12 protein-coding genes are annotated in these 16,768 nt (G+C 76.0%); 5 read left to right on the top strand and 7 right to left on the bottom strand.

From position 1 onward, the window contains the following. Positions 1 to 193 precede the first annotated feature (193 nt). The 3 genes from ACFP3U_RS31190 to ACFP3U_RS31200 all read right to left on the bottom strand — a co-directional run bounded on the left by ACFP3U_RS31190 (position 194) and on the right by ACFP3U_RS31200 (position 4,939). Positions 194 to 1,402 (bottom strand): VWA domain-containing protein, encoded by a 1,209-nt coding sequence (locus ACFP3U_RS31190; protein WP_380229092.1) that lies wholly within the window; start codon positions 1,400 to 1,402, stop codon positions 194 to 196. A 71-nt stretch (positions 1,403 to 1,473) separates the two neighbouring features. Then, entirely contained in the window at positions 1,474 to 3,792 is a 2,319-nt protein-coding gene (locus ACFP3U_RS31195) for a DUF5682 family protein (protein ID WP_380229093.1), read from the bottom strand. A 43-nt stretch (positions 3,793 to 3,835) separates the two neighbouring features. Beyond that, entirely contained in the window at positions 3,836 to 4,939 is a 1,104-nt protein-coding gene (locus tag ACFP3U_RS31200) for an ATP-binding protein (RefSeq protein ID WP_380229094.1), read from the bottom strand. 189 nt (positions 4,940 to 5,128) lie between these two features. Between ACFP3U_RS31200 and ACFP3U_RS31205 the strand changes: the two genes are divergently transcribed. Together ACFP3U_RS31205 and ACFP3U_RS31210 are read left to right on the top strand one after the other, a co-directional pair. After that, a complete protein-coding gene (locus ACFP3U_RS31205) occupies positions 5,129 to 6,454 on the top strand; it encodes an SWIM zinc finger family protein (RefSeq protein WP_380229095.1) in 1,326 nt (441 codons plus the stop codon). A gap of 161 nt (positions 6,455 to 6,615) precedes the next feature. Further along, complete coding sequence (locus ACFP3U_RS31210) at positions 6,616 to 8,199, top strand: DUF5691 domain-containing protein (protein ID WP_380229096.1); 1,584 nt, start codon at positions 6,616 to 6,618, stop codon at positions 8,197 to 8,199. Between the two features lie 107 nt (positions 8,200 to 8,306). Here the strand turns inward: ACFP3U_RS31210 and ACFP3U_RS31215 are convergent, their stop codons facing one another. Next, entirely contained in the window at positions 8,307 to 8,714 is a 408-nt protein-coding gene (locus ACFP3U_RS31215) for a cobalamin B12-binding domain-containing protein (protein ID WP_380229097.1), read from the bottom strand. Positions 8,715 to 9,020: 306 nt separating this feature from the next. On the opposite strand from ACFP3U_RS31215, the gene ACFP3U_RS31220 reads away from it, so the two are divergent. Then, complete coding sequence (locus ACFP3U_RS31220) at positions 9,021 to 9,839, top strand: M23 family metallopeptidase (RefSeq protein WP_380229098.1); 819 nt, start codon at positions 9,021 to 9,023, stop codon at positions 9,837 to 9,839. A 61-nt stretch (positions 9,840 to 9,900) separates the two neighbouring features. Here the strand turns inward: ACFP3U_RS31220 and pcrA are convergent, their stop codons facing one another. From pcrA to ACFP3U_RS31235, 3 genes are all read right to left on the bottom strand, one after another. After that, positions 9,901 to 12,543, bottom strand: coding sequence for a DNA helicase PcrA (pcrA, locus tag ACFP3U_RS31225; protein WP_380229099.1), 2,643 nt, complete (start codon positions 12,541 to 12,543; stop codon positions 9,901 to 9,903). A 100-nt stretch (positions 12,544 to 12,643) separates the two neighbouring features. Next, positions 12,644 to 13,321 (bottom strand): LuxR C-terminal-related transcriptional regulator, encoded by a 678-nt coding sequence (locus ACFP3U_RS31230; RefSeq protein ID WP_030300497.1) that lies wholly within the window; start codon positions 13,319 to 13,321, stop codon positions 12,644 to 12,646. Then, positions 13,314 to 14,717, bottom strand: a complete 1,404-nt coding sequence (locus tag ACFP3U_RS31235) for an ATP-binding protein (RefSeq protein WP_380229125.1) — start codon at positions 14,715 to 14,717, stop codon at positions 13,314 to 13,316. The genes ACFP3U_RS31230 and ACFP3U_RS31235 overlap by 8 nt, the downstream gene beginning before the upstream one ends. Before the next feature lie 238 nt (positions 14,718 to 14,955). On the opposite strand from ACFP3U_RS31235, the gene ACFP3U_RS31240 reads away from it, so the two are divergent. Further along, entirely contained in the window at positions 14,956 to 16,512 is a 1,557-nt protein-coding gene (locus ACFP3U_RS31240; RefSeq protein WP_380229100.1) for a PspC domain-containing protein, read from the top strand. Next, positions 16,509 to 16,724, top strand: a complete 216-nt coding sequence (locus ACFP3U_RS31245; protein ID WP_380229101.1) for a hypothetical protein — start codon at positions 16,509 to 16,511, stop codon at positions 16,722 to 16,724. The genes ACFP3U_RS31240 and ACFP3U_RS31245 overlap by 4 nt, the downstream gene beginning before the upstream one ends. Positions 16,725 to 16,768 lie beyond the last annotated feature (44 nt).

Here is a 16,768-nt window from a genome sequence, read left to right on the forward strand (position 1 = left end):
GCCGATGCACGCACCCCAACGCCGCCCCGCCCGCCCTCCGGGCGGACGACGGGGGCTTGAAGACGGACCCTGGGGGCGCGCGCCGGGCGCCCCCACCGGCGGGTTCGCTCGCCCGCGCCCCGCGTTCCCCCGTTCGGGTGAGACCGGCGCGCGCCGGGCCGACAGCTCCGTTCACACCCCCGGTGCGGGGCGCTCACACGCCCTGCTCCGGGATCGGGATCGGGCGCTTCTCGATCGCGGCCGCCATGATCTCCGGGAAGACGTCCGGCGTGCAGGCGAAGGCCGGGGCGCCGAGCGCGGCGAGCGCCGCGGCGTGCGCGTGGTCGTAGGCGGGCGCGCCCTCGTCGGAGAGCGCCAGCAGGGCGATGAACTGGACGCCGGCCGCCTTCATCGCGGCCACCCGCTTGAGCATCTCGTCCCGGATGCCGCCCTCGTAGAGGTCGCTGATCAGCACGACGATCGTCTCGGCCGGCCGGGTGATCCGGGACTGGCAGTAGGCGAGCGCCCGGTTGATGTCGGTGCCGCCGCCGAGCTGGGTGGCGAACAGCACGTCGACCGGGTCGGTGAGCTGCTCGGTGAGGTCGACCACCGAGGTGTCGAAGACCACCAGCCGGGTGTCCAGGCTCGGCATCGAGGCGAGGACGGCGCCGAACACCGCCGAGTGCACCACCGACGGCGCCATCGAGCCGGACTGGTCGATGCAGAGGATGACGTCCTTCTTCACCGCGCGCCGGGCGCGGGCGTAGCCGACCAGCCGCTCGGGCACGACCGTGCCGTGCTCGGGCAGGTAGTTCTTCAGGTTGGCCCGGATGGTGCGGTCCCAGTCGATGTCGCGCAGGCGCGGACGGTTGACCCGGGCGCTGCGGTCCAGCGCGCCGCCGAGCGTGGCCCGGGTGCGGTCGGCGAGCCGGCGCTCCAGCTCGGCGACCACCTTGCCGACCACCGCGCGGGCGGTCTCCCGGGTGGTCTCGGGCAGCGCGTGCTTGAGCGAGAGCAGGGTGGAGACCAGGTGGACGTCCGGCTCGACGGCCTCCAGCATCTCCGGTTCCAGCAGCAGCTGCTCCAGCCCGAGCCGGGTGATCGCGTCCTGCTGCATCAGCTGGACGACGGTGGCCGGGAAGTACTCCCGGATGTCGCCGAGCCAGCGGGCCACCTGCGGGGCCGAACCGCCCAGCCCGGCGCTCCGGCGGCCGGAGCGCGACTGGCCGGTCCGGTCCTCCTCGGGGGCGCCGCGGTAGAGCGCGGCGAGGGCGCCGTCCATCGCGGCGTCCCGGCCGTGCAGGGCGCGGCCGGTGCCGTCCGCCTCGCCGCCGAGGACCAGTCGCCAGCGGCGCAGCCGCTCGTCGTCGGGGGCCGGGGCCGGGGCCGGCGGGGCGGCGGCGGGGGGAGTACTGGCGGCCATCGGGGACTCCTCTGGGTGCGGTCGGCGTTCGGGAGGGGGCGGTGGCGGTCCGGGAGGGACGGCGGTGGCGGTCAGGTGTCGCGGCCCCCGGCCTGTCGGGGGATCACCGGACGGTCGGCGCCGGGGGCGGTCGGCAGTCCGGGAGCGGCCGGAAGGCCGAGCAGCAGGGCGACCACCGGCAGCGCGGCGCCGGCCCGGGCGGCGTCCAACTCGGCGGCCTCGCCCGCCGGTTCGGCCTGGCCGGGGCCGAGCGGACCGGCCGCCACCCGGCTGCCGACGGTGTGCCGGACCCCGGCCTCCAGGGTGGCGAAGGTGCGGCGGAGCAGCGGCAGCACGTCCGTGAAGACCTCCACCGGGACGCCGGTCAGCCAGGCGTCGAGCAGGCCGAGCAGCCGGGGGTCGTGCAGCAGCAGCGCGCCGCCGCCGGTCAGGAAGCCCTCGATCCACCCGGCCGCGTCCGCCGGGCTGTTGGCGGCGGACAGCACCAGGCCGAGCCGCCGCCCGGCCTCCGCGGACTCCAGCCGGCCGTCGTCCAGCAGCAGCCGGACGGCGCGCCCGCGCAGCAGCCCGGGGACGCCGGTGGCCGGACCGCCGGAGGGTTCGCGCCGGGCGAGCGCCCGCAGGGTGGCGGCCCAGCGGTCGGCGAGGCCGTCGGCGCCCTCCAGCAGGCCGATCGCGCCGTGCACCTCGTCGAGGTGACCGCGCAGCACGGCGGCGCCGGCGGCGTCGAGGCCGGTGCAGGCGGGCGGCAGACCGACGCAGATCCGGTCGGCGAGGCCACCGGTGACCTCGCCGAGCGCGCCGTGGTCGGTGCCCCGGACGTCGCCGTAGCGCAGCGCGCGGACCAGGGCGGGCAGCGCGCCGGCCAGGTGGGCGACGTCGGTGTCCAGCGCGGCGCGGTCGGCGAGCACCCGCATCACGGCGGGCAGCGCCTCGGCCAGGCCGGCCACCAGGCAGGTCTCCACCAGCCCGGTGAGCTCGGCGAGTTCGGCCGCGGCCCGGGCGGTGCCGACGGCCTTGCCGACGGCGGCCCGCTCGACCGTGGTGCCCCACTGGGCGGCCTCGGCGATCCGGACGGCGAACTCGGGCTGCCAGCACAGCCGCCAGCTCTCCCGGAAGGTGCCGGTGGAGGCGACCGAGGAGCGGGCCGGCACGCCCCAGTCCACGCCGAGTAGGCGCAGCCGGTGCAGCAGCCGGGAGCGGGCCGCGTCGGTCTCCTTGCGCAGGTCGAGGTCGAGGTCGCGCGGTTCGGGCTCGGGCTTGAGCCGCAGGGTGCGCTGGAGCCGGGCGAGGTCGCGCTGGAGCGGGACGGCGGGCGCGTCGTCGGGCACCGTACCGAGCGCGTCGCCGATCACCAGCCGGTCCCGGACCAGCGCGAGGGCGACCTCCGAGCCGTCGCACATCACCGAGCGGACGGCGTCCAGCGTCTCGGTGAGCCCGGCGAGCGGGCGGCCGCGCAGCACGGCGAGGGTGCGGGCCAGCCGGACGGCCTCGATGACGTGCGCGGAGGAGACCGGGTGGTCCTCGGCGCGGAGCAGCTCGGCGGCCCGGGTGAGCCAGCCGGGCAGCGGGTCGCCGTCCGTCCGGTGGAGGTGGTGGTACCAGCCCGGGGAGACGATCCCGGCGCCGTAGCCGGTGAGTTGGGAGAGCCGGCGGTGCGTCCAGGGCACCCAGGTGATCTCGGTCCGCACCTTCTTCGGCAGCTCGGCGAGGAGCGCCCGGTCGTGCGCGACGGTCGGTGTCCCGGCCAGCGCGGGGACGTGGAAGGCCCCGCAGACGACGGCGATCCGGCGGTGGCCGGCCCGGCGGGCGGCGCGGATCCGCCCGCGCATGTACGCCTCGCGCTGCCGGTCGCGCCGGCTCGCCGCGCCGTCCTCGCGCAGCACCGCCATCGCCTCGGCGACGGCCGCGAACGGCGCCAGCGCGTCCTCGCCGGCGGCGGGGCGGCGGTGCTCGACGACGTCCTCCCACCAGCGCTCCGGGTCGTCGTGGCCGGCCGCCTCGGCGAGCCGGGCGATCGGGTCGCGCGGCAGGTCCGCGCCTTCCTCCTCGCCGCCGTCCGGCTCCTCCGCGAAGAAGTGGCCGGCGGGCAGGTCGATGAAGTGGAGCGGGACGCCGAGGTCGACGGCGTGCCGGATCGCCACCCACTCCGGCGAGAACTCGGCGTACGGCCAGAACGCGGCCCGGGCCGGGTCGTCGGCCGCGTGGGCCAGCAGGGCGACCGGCGGCACCATGTCCTTCGCGGCGGCCAGCCCGAGGATCGGCTCGGCCTCCGGCGGGCCCTCCACCAGGACCGCGTCCGGCCGCAGCCGCTCCAGCGCGGCCGCCACCGCGCGGGCCGAGCCCGGGCCGTGGTGCCGTACGCCCAGCAGCGTCACCTCTGCGCTCATCGCGCCTCCCTCCCGACGTTTGCGAGTTGTCCGGTCGTGCCGCTCAGCGGGCGTTCTCACGGGCGGCGCGGTAGAAGTCCTTCCAGCCGTCCCGCTCGCGGACCACGCCCTCGACGTACTCGCGCCAGACCTGCTGGTCGGCGGCCGGGTCGCGGACCACGGCGCCGATCACGCCGGCCGCGATGTCGCCGGCCCGCAGCACGCCGTCGCCGAAGTGGGCGGCGAGCGCCATGCCGTTGGTGACCACCGAGATGGCCTCGGCGGTGGACAGGGTGCCGCTGGGGGTCTTCACCTTGGTCCGGCCGTCGGTGGTGAGGCCCGCCCGCAGCTCCCGGAAGACGGTCACCACCCGCCTGATCTCCTCGGCACCGCCGGGCAGTCGGGGCAGCTCGGGCAGCCGCAGGGAGCGGCCGAGCTGCTCGACCCGGCGGGTGACGATCTCGACCTCCTCCTCCAGCGAGCCGGGCAGCGGCAGCACGACGGTGTTGAAGCGGCGGCGCAGCGCGCTGGACAGCTCGTTGACGCCGCGGTCGCGGTCGTTGGCGGTGGCGATGAGGTTGAAGCCGCGCACGGCCTGGACCTCGGTGCCCAGCTCCGGGACGGGGAGGGTCTTCTCGGACAGGATGGTGATCAGACTGTCCTGCACGTCCGCCGGGATGCGGGTCAGCTCCTCGACCCGGGCGATCCGGCCGTCCGCCATCGCCCGCATCAGCGGCGAGGGGACGAGCGCCTCCCGGCTGGGCCCGGCGGTGAGCAGCCGCGCGTAGTTCCAGCCGTACCGTACGGCCTCCTCCGGGGTGCCGGCGGTGCCCTGCACCAGCAGCGTGGAGTCGCCGCTGATCGCCGCGGCCAGGTGCTCGGACACCCAGGTCTTGGCGGTGCCCGGCACGCCGAGCAGCAGCAGCGCCCGGTCGGTGGCGAGCGTGGTGACGGCGACCTCCACCACCCGGCGCGGGCCGATGTACTTGGGGGTGATCACGGTGCCGTCGGGCAGTTCGCCGCCCAGCAGGTAGGTGGCGACGGCCCACGGGGACAGCCGCCAGCGCTCCGGGCGCGGACGGTCGTCCTGGGCGGCCAGCGCGGCCAGCTCGTCGGCGAACGCGTCCTCGGCGTGCCGGCGCAGGACATCGGTCACGAGGTCGGCCATCGGGGCTCCTTGGGGTCGGCCGTCCGGGCACACGGATGCCCGGGCGGCGGGGTGATCGGGGGGAGCCAGACCGGGGTCCCGGCCTGTGGAACCACCATGCACCGGACCACTGACAATCCTGACCGGAGCTCAGTTCGGCTCGCCCGGGCGGACCGTCGACTGTCAGTCCCGCCGCCTACCGTCGTCGGCATGGAGGAACGCTGGAGCACCGAACACGTCCTGTCCCTGGCACCCGACGCCGCCTCGCGCAAGGCCGCGGGCAAGCTCTCCACGTCCGCCCCCTGGTCGGCCACCGGCACCGACGGCGGCGCGGTCTGGGGCGAGTGCCGGGGCAGCGGCAGCACGCCGTACCGCACGGTCGTCGAGCTCGCCACGCCCGCCTACCGGTGCAGCTGCCCGAGCCGGAAGTTCCCCTGCAAGCACGCGCTGGGGCTCCTCCTGCTCTGGAGCGGCTCCCCCGGCGCCGTCCCGGACGGCGCCGAGCCCGCCGACTGGGCCGCCGACTGGCTGACGGAGCGCCAGGAGCGCTCCGAGCAGCGGGCCGAGCGGGCCCCGGCGCCGGTCGACCCGGCCGCCGCCCGCCGCCGCGCCGAGAAGCGCTCCGCCCGGGTCGCGGCCGGCGCCGCCGAGCTGCGGCTGCAGCTCGCCGACCGGGTCCGGCACGGCCTGGCCGACCGGTCCACCGCAGGACCGTGGGAGGAGGTCGCGGCCCGCATGGTCGACGCCCAGGCGCCCGGACTGGCCACCCGGGTCCGGGAGCTCGACGCGGTGTCACAGCCCGGACTGCTGGAGGAGTACGCGATGCTGCACCTGCTCGCCACCGCCGCGACCCGCCTCGACGAGCTGCCCGCGCCGCTCGCCGCGACCGTCCGCGCCCGGGTCGGCTACACCACCGACACCGCCGAGCTGCTGGCCGGCCCGACCGTCCGGGACCGCTGGCAGGTGCTCGGCAGCCGGACCTCACCGATGGACGGGGGCGCCGACGAGCGGCTGACCACCCGCCGGCTCTGGCTGCGCGGCGCCAAGACCGGCCGACCAGCCCTGCTGATCGCCTTCGGCCGCCCCGGGCAGGCACCCGAACTCGCCCTGCCCACCGGCCTGGTGGTCGAGGCCGAGCTGGCCTACCACCCCGGCGCCCGCCCGCTGCGGGCCGCCCTCGGCACCCGCTACGGCGCCCCCGAGCCCGCGCCCGCGGGCCCGCCGGCCGGCCTGAGCGTCGCCGAGGCGGTGGCCGGCTACGGCACCGCGGTCGCCGACGACCCGTGGCTGGACGCCTGGCCGACCGTACTGACCGGGGTCGTCCCGGTGCTCTCCCCCGAGGGCTGGCACCTCACCGACGGCCGGCACAGTGCCCCGGTGCACCGCGGGGCCGTCACCGAGGCCGCGCTCTGGCGGCTCGCCGCCGTCTCCACCGGCCGCCCGCTCACCGTCTTCGGCGAGCACGGCCACCGCGGCTTCGCCCCGGTCACCGCCTGGGACGGGGACGGCCGGCCGATCGGCCTCACCACGCCCTGAGCCGGGCGGCCGGTCCCGGCGCCGCGCGCCGCCCCCGGCCCCGCCACCGCGCTCCGCCATCGCGCCCCGCCACCGCGCCCCGTCATCGCACCCCGGCCCGCCGCCCGGCGGGCCCCGACCCGACATCCGTCCCCACCCGTTCCACCGGAGGAGGAGGCCCCGTGCCCGACCCCTGGGAGTCCCTGCAGACCACCGCCCTGCTGGGCACCGACCGCCGTCCGCTCCCCGCGCCCGGCCCGGCCGCCCCGTACGACGGCACCGTCGACCGCGCCGCCCCGGCCGCCGCGCTGCTCGAACTCGCCGCCCTGGAGACGGTCCGCCACCTGGCCGGCGCGCTGCCCGCCCTGGTCCGCGCCCCGGCCCCGGCCCCGGCCGCCGAGGACCCGCGCGCCGAACTGCCCGCCGAGGCTGCCCGCCGGCTCGCCCTGCTGCTCTCCACCCGCGGCACCGCCGGCGGCGGCGTCCTCGCCAACCTCGGCGAACTGCTCCCGCAGTGGCTGGCCACCGCCCGCGACCGCGGCTACCGGGCGCCCGCCGCCAGCGTCCCGGCCCTGCTCGACGCCGCCCGCGCCCGCAGCGAACTGCGCCCGGACGCGGTCGCGCTGGCCGGACCGCTCGGCCGCTGGCTCGCCGAGCGCAACCCGGACTGGCGGTTCGTACAGCGCGCCGCCCCGGAACCGCCGCCCGAGGCGGACGCCGCGCCCGCCGAGAGCGACCAGCTCTGGCACGAGGGCCTGTTCGCCGAGCGGGTCACCCATCTGACGCTGCTGCGCCGCCGCGAACCGGCGGCCGGCCTGGCCCTGCTGCGCGGCACCTGGCCGACCGAGCGCGCCGAGGACCGGCTGCTGTTCCTGGACGCCCTCCAGGAGGGCCTCTCGCTCACCGACGAGCCGTTCCTGGAGGCCGCGCTCGGCGACCGCAGCAAGAACGTCCGGGCCACCGCCGCCGAACTGCTCTCCACCCTGCCCGGCTCCGCCCTGGCCGCCCGGATGGCCGAGCGCGCCCGCGCCGCCGTCCGCCTCTCGGCGCACGGCACCCATCTGCTGGTCACCCCGCCCACCGCCTGCGACCCGGCCATGCAGCGGGACGGCATACCGCCCAAGTCGCCGACCGGGCGCGGCGAACGGGCCTGGTGGTTCGGCGAGGTGATCGCCGCCGCGCCGCTCGGCCTCTGGTCCGCGCACACCGGCCTGCCGCCCGAGCGGCTGCTCGCCCTGCGGGTCGGCGACGCCATCGACGAGACCAGCAGCACCTGGGCCGACGACCTGCGCGAGGCCTGGGCCCGGGCCGCCGTCCGCCAGCAGGACGCGGACTGGGCGCGCGCGCTGCTCGGCCCCGCGCCGGTCCCCGGCCCCGGGCGCTCCGCCCGCACCACCGGAGCCCCCGCCAAGCTGCTCGCGGTGCTGCCGCCCGCCGAACGGGCCGTCTGGACGGCCGCGTTCATCGAGACGCACGGGCTCGGCGACGCCTTCCAACTGCTCGGCGCCTGCGCCACGCCGTGGACGCCGCCGCTGTCCACCGCCGTGGTCGAGGCCCTGGCCCGGGCCGCCGGCTCCGGGGCGTACCCGTGGAGCCACAGCGGGGTGCTCGGCATGACCGAGCGGGCGCTCTCCCCGGAGGCCGCCGGGGCGGTCGAGGCCCTGGCCGCCGAGGCCGCGCCCGCCACCGCCTGGGGCGAGACCTTCGCCCGGCTGGCCGGGACCCTGCGGTTCCGCGAGGCGATGCTCGCCGAGCTGGCGGCCTGACGGGGGCGGGCGGCTGGGGACGGCGGACGGCCGGGGGCGGCGGGCGGCCTGACGGGGGCGGCGGGCGGCCTGACGGGGGCGGCGGGCGGCCGGCCCCGCCCCGGCCGTCAGCCGGCGGCGCGCAGGTTGGCCGTGACCCAGGCGACCACGTCGGTGGTCGGCGTGCCCGGGGTGAAGATGTCGGCGACGCCCATCGCCTTCAGCTCGACGATGTCCTCGTCCGGGATGATCCCGCCACAGAACACCTTGATGTCCGCCGCGTCGCGCTCCTTCAGCAGCTCCAGCACCCGCGCGCAGAGGGTCATGTGCGCGCCGGAGAGGATCGACAGGCCGATGCCGTCCGCGTCCTCCTGGATCGCGGTGTCGACCACCTGCTCCGGCGTCTGGTGCAGACCGGTGTAGATGACCTCCATGCCGGCGTCGCGCAGGGCGCGCGCGATGACCTTGGCGCCACGGTCGTGGCCGTCCAGCCCCGGCTTGGCGACCACCACACGGATCGGTCCTGACACACCCATCACTGCCTCCTGGACCTCGTCGTCCATCCCCCCACCGGGCCTTGTGGGCCGCGGGCGAGGTTAACGAGCAATAACCAATCTGAGGGGAGGGTAACGTCACCCGTCCCGGTTGGGCCCGCCGCCCCTCAAGAGGAGGGGAAAATCACAGGCGGCCCACCGCCCCTCCCCTGTTCTACCCCGCAACGGCACGCCCACAGCCCCTTGACAACCGGACTTTTGTCCGGATGTCAGGCTTGCGGCTACAGTCTCGGTCGTTTAGCCCCTCGCCCGACGACGCGACCGAGGCCCACCGAGGAGGCAGCCGCCATGGCTCCCGAAGCAGCACCTCGCCCGACCCGTGCGGAACTGCGCGTCGCCGCCCGCGAGCAGTCCCGGGCCCAGCGCCGCGGCGCCGCCAAGGCCGCCACCCGGACGGCGCTGCTGCGGGTCGCGCTGCCCTCGGTGGCCGCGCTCGGCGTCGCCGCCGCGGCCGCCGTCACCGTCCAGGGCGAGGCCGACCAGCAGCGGGCCGAGGCGGCCGGCCGGATCCCCGAGCAGACCACCGCCGCCGGGGCCGCGGACAACGCGGGCGCCCCGCACACCGAGGCCGCCCAGGCCGCCCAGCAGGCACTCGCCGCCGGTGACGCCGCGCAGGCCTCCCGCGGCGACGCCCGCCAGCCGCTCTCCGCCTCCCAGGGCGGGGCCGACTCCGCCGGGCAGACGGCCGACCAGGCCCCGCCGGAGCGTCCGAAGATCTCCATGCCGGTCGCCCTGCACGGCCTCGGCGAGACGTTCGGCGCGGCCGGTACCCACTGGGCGAAGCGGCACACCGGCATCGACTTCCCGGTGGACGGCGGCACCGCCGTCATGGCCGTCACCGACGGGACGATCCGGACGCAGTGGAACCCGTCGTACGGCTACATGACGATACTCAAAATGGCCGACGGCACCGAGGCCTGGTACTGCCACCTGCGCTCGTACAAGATCCGCAAGGGCACGGTGAAGGCCGGCGACGTCATCGCCTACGTCGGCAGCAGCGGCAACAGCACCGGCCCGCACCTGCACTTCGAGATCCGCCCGGCCGGCGGCGGCGCCCCCGTCGACCCCCTCCCCTGGTTCCTCACCCATGGCCTCGACCCGAGGTGAGACTTCACTCAAGGTAGGCCCCTTCGGCCCGGCCGGATGACCGGGCCGAAGCAGGCGCTCCCTAGAGCTTCTCCACCGGCGCGTAGCGCAGCAGCAACTGCTTGCGCCCCTCCGTACCGAAGTCCACGGTGGCCTGCGCCTTGTCGCCGACCCCGGTGGTGGCGACCACGGTGCCAAGCCCGAAGGTGTCGTGGGTGACCCGGTCGCCGACCGCCAGGGCGACCACCTCCCGCTCCACCGCCGTGCCCGAGCGGCGCGCCGACTGACCCCAGCCCGCCTTCGGCGAGGCCCCGGCCGACCCCCGCGCGGACCCGCCGCGCGACGACCCGCCCGACCCGCCCGCACCGCCGGAGGACTTCCCGCCCCAGGACGACCCCGACGAGAAGCCGCGCGAGGCCGGTGCCGGCGCTCCCCCCGTGCGCTTCCACTCCACCAGCGTCTCCGGGATCTCCTCCAGGAACCGCGAGGCCGGGTTGTACGCCGGCTGCCCCCAGGCGCTGCGCAGCACCGACCTGGTCAGGTAGAGCCGCTGGCGCGCCCGGGTGAGCCCGACGTAGGCGAGCCGCCGCTCCTCCTCCAGCTCCTTGACCTGGTTGAGCGCCCGCATGTGCGGGAAGATGCCGTCCTCCATGCCGGTCAGGAAGACCACCGGGAACTCCAGCCCCTTGGCGGTGTGCAGGGTCATCATCGTGATGACGCCCTGCCCCTCGTCGTCCTCGTCCGGGATCTGGTCGGAATCGGCGACCAGCGCGACCCGCTCCAGGAAGTCGGCCAGCGAGCCGACCGGCGGCGTGCCGTCCTCCCCCGCGTCCGGGCGCTCGCCCGGGTCCTGCTCGTACTCCAGGGCGACCGAGGCGAGCTCCTGGAGGTTCTCCACCCGGGTCTCGTCCTGCGGGTCGGTGGAGGCCTGGAGCTCGGCCAGGTAGCCGGTCTCCTCCAGCACCGCCTCCAGCACCGCCGCCGGGCCCGCCCCGGACTCGACGACCTGGCGCAGCCCGGCCATCAGGGTGTTGAACTTCTTCACCGCGTTCGCCGAGCGCGCGGCCATCCCGTACGCCTCGTCCACCCGCCGCAGGGCCTGGGCGAAGGAGATCCGCTCGCGCGCGGCCAGCGCGTCGACCATCGCCTCGGCCCGGTCGCCGATACCGCGCTTGGGCACGTTGAGGATCCGGCGCAGCGGTACGGTGTCCTCGGGGTTGGACAGCACCCGCAGGTAGGCGAGGACGTCCTTGACCTCCTTGCGCTCGTAGAAGCGCACCCCGCCGACCACCTTGTACGGCAGGCCGACCCGGATGAACACCTCCTCGAAGACGCGGGACTGCGCGTTGGTGCGGTAGAAGATCGCGACGTCGCCGGGCTTGGCCGCGCCGGCGTCGGTGAGCCGGTCGATCTCGTCGGCGATGAACTGGGCCTCGCCGTGCTCGTCGTCCGCGACGTAGCCGACGACCTTCTCGCCGTCGTCGCCCGCCGTCCAGAGCTTCTTCTTACGCCGGTTGGCGTTGCGCTCGATGACGGCGTTGGCCGCGCTCAGGATGGTCTGGGTGGAGCGGTAGTTCTGCTCCAGCAGGATGGTGGTGGCGTTCGGGTAGTCCTCCTCGAACTGGAGGATGTTGCGGATCGTCGCCCCGCGGAAGGCGTAGATCGACTGGTCGGCGTCACCCACCACGCACAGCTCGGCGGGCGGCACCTCGGCCAGGTGCGCGGCGGCCGGGTTCACGAAGTCCCCGTCGACGGTGCGCTTCGGCGCGTGGGCGACCGTGCCGCCGCTCAGCTCGCGGACCAGCGTGTACTGGGCGTGGTTGGTGTCCTGGTACTCGTCGACCAGGATGTGCCGGAACCGCCGCCGGTAGTGCTCCGCGACGTCGGGGAAGGCCTGGAGCAGGTTCACCGTCGTCATGATGATGTCGTCGAAGTCGAGGGCGTTGGCCTCGCGCAGCCGCCGCTGGTAGAGGAAGTACGCCTCGGCGAGCTTCTTCTCCATCGGGTTGGCGGCCTGGTCGGCGTAGGTCTCCTCGTCGATCAGCTCGTTCTTGAGGTTGCTGACCTTCGCGGTGAAGGACTTCGGCGGGTACTGCTTCGGGTCCAGGTCGAGGTCGCGGCAGACCAGGGCCATCAGCCGCTGCGAGTCGGCCGCGTCGTAGATCGAGAACGACGAGGTGAAGCCGAGCAGCTTGGACTCGCGGCGCAGGATCCGCACGCAGGCGCTGTGGAAGGTGGAGACCCACATCGCCCGGGCGCGCGGGCCGACCAGCTGCTCGACGCGCTCGCGCATCTCGCCGGCCGCCTTGTTGGTGAAGGTGATCGCCAGGATCTCGCCCGGCTGCACCCCGCGCGCGGCCAGCAGGTGGGCGATCCGGTGGGTGAGCACCCGGGTCTTGCCGGAGCCGGCGCCGGCCACGATCAGCAGCGGCGAGCCGGCGTGCAGGACGGCCTCGCGCTGCGGGTCGTTCATGCCCTCCAGCAGGGCCGCCGGGTCGATCACCGGGCGGGCGGCGCCGTTGCGGTACCAGGCGTCCCGCTCGGCCTGCTCGGCGTGGTCGGTCTGGAACAGCCCCTCGGGGATCGCCTCCTCGAAGGCGTCGTACGGGACGTCGTCCTCGTACGGCGGCGGCTCCTCGTCGATCGGCGGCGCGGGCTGCTTCGACCCGGCGGCGGCGGGGGCCTCGAAACCGGGGAGCGGGAGGTCGTCAAAGAGGCTATTCATGGCAATGACGAGTCTATGGCCACCCACCGACAAGCCCGCCCGGCCCCTGACAGGACCGGGCGGGCCCGGCGCGCACCGGAGTCAGACCACACGCACCGGGTCAGACCAGCCGGCGCGCGGTGGCCCACCGGGTCAGCTCGTGCCGGTTGCTCAGCTGGAGCTTGCGCAGCACCGCCGAGACGTGGCTCTCCACCGTCTTCACCGAGATGAACAGCTGCTTGGCGATCTCCTTGTACGCGTAGCCGCGGGCGATCAGCCGCAGCACCTCGCGCTCGCGCTGGGTGAGCCGGTCCAGGTCCTCGTCCACCGGCGGGGTGTCGGTCGCGGCGAAGGCGTCCAGCACGAAGCCGGCCAGCCGGGGCGAGAAGACGGCGTCGCCGTCGGAGATCCGGAAGATCGCGTCGACCAGGTCGGTCCCGGTGATCGTCTTGGTGACGTAGCCGCGGGCGCCGCCGCGGATGACGCCGATCACGTCCTCGGCCGCGTCCGACACCGAGAGCGCCAGGAAGCGCACGCCCCCCGGGTCGCCCATCAGCCCGGCCGAGCGCCGCAGCACCTCGACCCCGCCGCCGCCGGGCAGGTGGACGTCCAGCAGCACCACGTCGGGCCGCGTCTCGGCGACCACCCGGACCGCGGACTCCACGTCGTCGGCCTCGCCGACCACGTCGATGCCGGTCGTCTCGGTGCGCCCGATCTCGGCCCGCACCCCCGTCCGGAACATCCGGTGGTCGTCGACCAGCACGACCCTCGCTCGGCGCTCCGGCGCTGCCTCAGTCATTGGCCCTCTCCATCTCCAGCTCAACCTCGGTCCCGCCGTCCGGCGCGGGCCGCACCCGTGCGGTGCCGCCGTTGCGCTTCATGCGGCCGAGGATCGACTCGCGTACGCCCATCCGGTCCTCCGGCACCGTGTCCGGGTCGAAGCCGGGGCCGTGGTCGCGGACGAACACCATCACGGTCCTCCCCTCGACCTCGGCGTAGACCTGGACCGGTCCCCCGCCACCGTACTTGGCCGCGTTGACGGTCGCCTCCCTCGCGGCCTGCATCTGTGCCGCGATCCGCTCGTCCATCGGGCAGTCGCCGACGATCACCACCTCGACCGGGACGCCGTGCCGGTCCTCGACCTCGGCGACCACCGCCCGCAGGCTCTCCGCCATGGTGTCCGGCGCCGCCTCGGCGACCGCCTCGGGGCGGTAGAGCCACAGCCGCAGTTCGCGCTCCTGGGCCCGGGCGAGCCGCAGGACCTCCTTCGGGTCCTCGGCCCGGCGCTGGATCAGGGTCAGCGTGTGCAGCACCGAGTCGTGCACGTGGGCGGCGATCTCGGCGCGCTCCTGGGCGCGGATGCGGGCGGTGCGCTCGGCGCCGAGGTCCTGCCACATCCGCAGCGCGTACGGGCCGACCAGCACCAGCACCCCGGCGAGCACCGCGAGCGAGGCCTCGACCACCGAGCCGATGGTCGAGCCGCTGCCCTGGGTGGCGAGGAAGGCGATGATGCCGGCCACCACCAGCAGCACGCCCGCGCCGACCCGGGTGTAGGCGCCGCGCCGCTTCTCGCCCTCCTCCAGGCCGAACCAGCGCTGCCAGCGCGAGTCGTCGGCCTGCCGCCAGACCAGCGCCACACCGACGCCGACCGCCAGCAGCGGCCAGGTGTACGGCTTGGCGGTCTGCACGTTGAGCGCGTTGAGCAGGGCGATCACGCCGATCACCAGCATCACCAGGGCGGCCAGCTGACCGAGCCCGCCCTGCCGCGGGCCCGCCCCCGCCGTGTCTGAGACGGTGCCGGCCCCGGAACCGGCCGCGGTGCCCGACGCCCCCTCCGCCGCCTCGACGGGCTCGCCGCGCAGCGTGTGCTGCAGCACCTCGCGCATCCGGCCGATCCACCCGCCGCGCCGGCCGCCGCCCTTGCTCAGCTCCCCGCCGTCGCCCACCGGCCCGGAACCCACCGGGACGAAGGCGCCGTTGACGTACACCCAGTGCGGGCCGCCGCCGCGCCGGGCCGGCTCGCCGATGCCGATCGGCACCACGAACCAGAACGCCGCGTACAGCAGCCCCCCGAGCCCCTGGGCGAAGAACAGCACCACGAAGGCGATCCGCACCCAGCTGACGGGCAGTCCGAGGTGCACGGCGAGCCCGTGCGCGACCCCGCCGAGCATCCGCCCCTGCGGACTGCGGTACAGCCGGCGGTACGGCGGCTTCCCGTCCCCGGGCACGGACGGGTCGGCGCCCCCCGGCGACGCGGGCTCGGGGGCGAGGGGACGGGGATCGGAACCGGGTGCTGCCACGGCACCGATGGTTCCACGCGGGCGGACCCGCACGCATCAGGGTGGAGCCCTGACCCTTCTCAGGGACAAGTCAGGGTCCGAGCAGGGGCGGGACCGGTTGGGCGGGCGTCCGGCACCCACCAGGATGGTGGGCATGACCGAAGACCACCGCACCGAGGAGCTCCACGAGGCCGGGCCGGGTGCCCGGCCCGCTTCCGACCGACCCCCGCTGACCCGCGCCGAGCGCCACCGCGTGGTGGCCGGCGTCTGCGGCGGTCTCGGCCGGCACCTGGACATCGACCCGGTGGTGTTCCGCGTCGTCACGGTCGTGCTCTGCCTCTCCGGCGGCCTCGGCCTCTTCCTGTACGGACTCGCCTGGCTGATCGTGCCGACCGAGGCCGGTGCGGACGGCAAGGGCGGCCGCTCCGGCCGTACCGAGCTCCAGCGGGTGCTCACCGGGCGAGTGGACGGCCAGTCGGTCGGCGCGGTGCTGCTGACCGTGATCGGCACCGGCGTCTTCTTCTCCTCGATGGGCGACGGCGACCAGCTCTTCCCGCTGCTGCTGCTCGCCGGGATGGTCTTCCTCGCCGTCCGCTACGACCCGGAGCGCCGGCGCGGCCGGTTCCGCGGCCGGCGCCGGTCGCACGGCTTCGGGCACGGGCTCGGGCACCACCTGCACGGCCACGGCCACGGTGGACCGGTCGGCGGCCCGTACGACCGGCACTTCCCGGACGCCGGCTCCACCGCCGGCGCGGCCGGGAGCGGGTACCGCTGGCCGCCCGAGGAGGAGGACGGGGACGCCCGCGCCCGGCACGCCCGGGAGCGCGCCGCCGGCACCGTCCCCGCCGACACCCCGCACGCCGGCCCGTCCGGCTACCTGTGGGACCCGCGCCACCCCGAGCGCAACCCGTACGGCGAGGCGGCGCCGACCCCGCCGTACGACACCCCCACCCCGCCGTACGGCACCCCGACCCCGCCGCCCGGCGCCCCGGCCCGGCCGTGGTGGCAGCGGACCGACCTGCCGCAGGGCGACCCGCTGCGCAAGGACGCCGGCCCGACCCCGCCGCCCGCGCCGCGCCCGCCCGTGGTGGTGCACCGGCGCGAGCGCTCCCCGCTCGGCCTCATCGGCCTGCTGCTGGCGGTCGGCGCGGCCAGCGCCGTCTGGTCCGCCTCGGCCGACGGCGGGGCGACCGTGCGGGCCGGCAGCGTGCTGGCCACCGCGCTGCTGGTGATCGGCCTGACCCTGGTGCTCGGCGCGAAGTTCGGCCGGGCCCGCAAGCTGGTGGTGCCGGGCCTGCTGCTCACCATCGCGCTGACCGCGGTCGGCCACTCCTCGGTCTCGGCGCAGAACCTGCTCGGCGACCGCTCCTGGACGGCCGCCACGGCGACCGAGCTGGAGCGGAGGTACACGCTGGGGGCCGGCTCGGCGCACCTGGACCTCGGCGGGCTCGACCCGGCCGGCGCGACCGTGGCCACCACGGTGGAGGTCGGCGCCGGCGACATGACCGTGACGGTGCCGGCGGACGTGACGGTGAACGTACGGGCCGAGATCGGCCTGGGCCAGATCCGGGTGCCGGGCCACGACGGCTCGGACGACGGCCCGGGGACCCGCAGCTACCAGCTGCTGCCGGCGAACGGACAGACATCCAAGGGCACGCTCGACCTCACGCTGAAGATGGGGCTCGGCAACATGAAGGTGGTCCAGAAGTGAGGAAGCACCAGCTCGATCTCTTCTCGCTGATCGCAGGGGGGCTGTTCACCGTGATCGCGGTGCTCTACCTGGTGGCGGCGGTGAACGACGTCTCGGTGAACGGCCGGATCGTCATCCCGGTGACCTTCATCGTGCTGGGCCTGGGCGGCCTGGCCGGGGCGGTGGCGGCGGCGGTCCGCCGCTCCCGGCCGGAGCGGCCCGGGCAGGACTGACCGGGCAGGGCCGACCGCGCCGGACCGGCCCGGCCTGGCCCGGG

The sequence above is a fragment of the Kitasatospora misakiensis genome (genome assembly GCF_042656005.1).
GTDB classification, from domain to species: domain Bacteria; phylum Actinomycetota; class Actinomycetes; order Streptomycetales; family Streptomycetaceae; genus Kitasatospora; species Kitasatospora misakiensis.

What these genes read in the sequence shown, in the direction of transcription:
- ACFP3U_RS31220 (WP_380229098.1), top strand. Translation starts at nt 9,021, where the DNA reads ATGGCTCCCGAAGCAGCACCTCGCCCGACCCGTGCGGAACTGCGCGTC.
- ACFP3U_RS31195 (WP_380229093.1), bottom strand. Translation starts at nt 3,792, where the DNA reads ATGAGCGCAGAGGTGACGCTGCTGGGCGTACGGCACCACGGCCCGGGC.
- ACFP3U_RS31240 (WP_380229100.1), top strand. Translation starts at nt 14,956, where the DNA reads ATGACCGAAGACCACCGCACCGAGGAGCTCCACGAGGCCGGGCCGGGT.
- pcrA (WP_380229099.1), bottom strand. Translation starts at nt 12,543, where the DNA reads ATGAATAGCCTCTTTGACGACCTCCCGCTCCCCGGTTTCGAGGCCCCC.
- ACFP3U_RS31200 (WP_380229094.1), bottom strand. Translation starts at nt 4,939, where the DNA reads ATGGCCGACCTCGTGACCGATGTCCTGCGCCGGCACGCCGAGGACGCG.
- ACFP3U_RS31205 (WP_380229095.1), top strand. Translation starts at nt 5,129, where the DNA reads ATGGAGGAACGCTGGAGCACCGAACACGTCCTGTCCCTGGCACCCGAC.
- ACFP3U_RS31230 (WP_030300497.1), bottom strand. Translation starts at nt 13,321, where the DNA reads ATGACTGAGGCAGCGCCGGAGCGCCGAGCGAGGGTCGTGCTGGTCGAC.
- ACFP3U_RS31215 (WP_380229097.1), bottom strand. Translation starts at nt 8,714, where the DNA reads ATGGGTGTGTCAGGACCGATCCGTGTGGTGGTCGCCAAGCCGGGGCTG.
- ACFP3U_RS31190 (WP_380229092.1), bottom strand. Translation starts at nt 1,402, where the DNA reads ATGGCCGCCAGTACTCCCCCCGCCGCCGCCCCGCCGGCCCCGGCCCCG.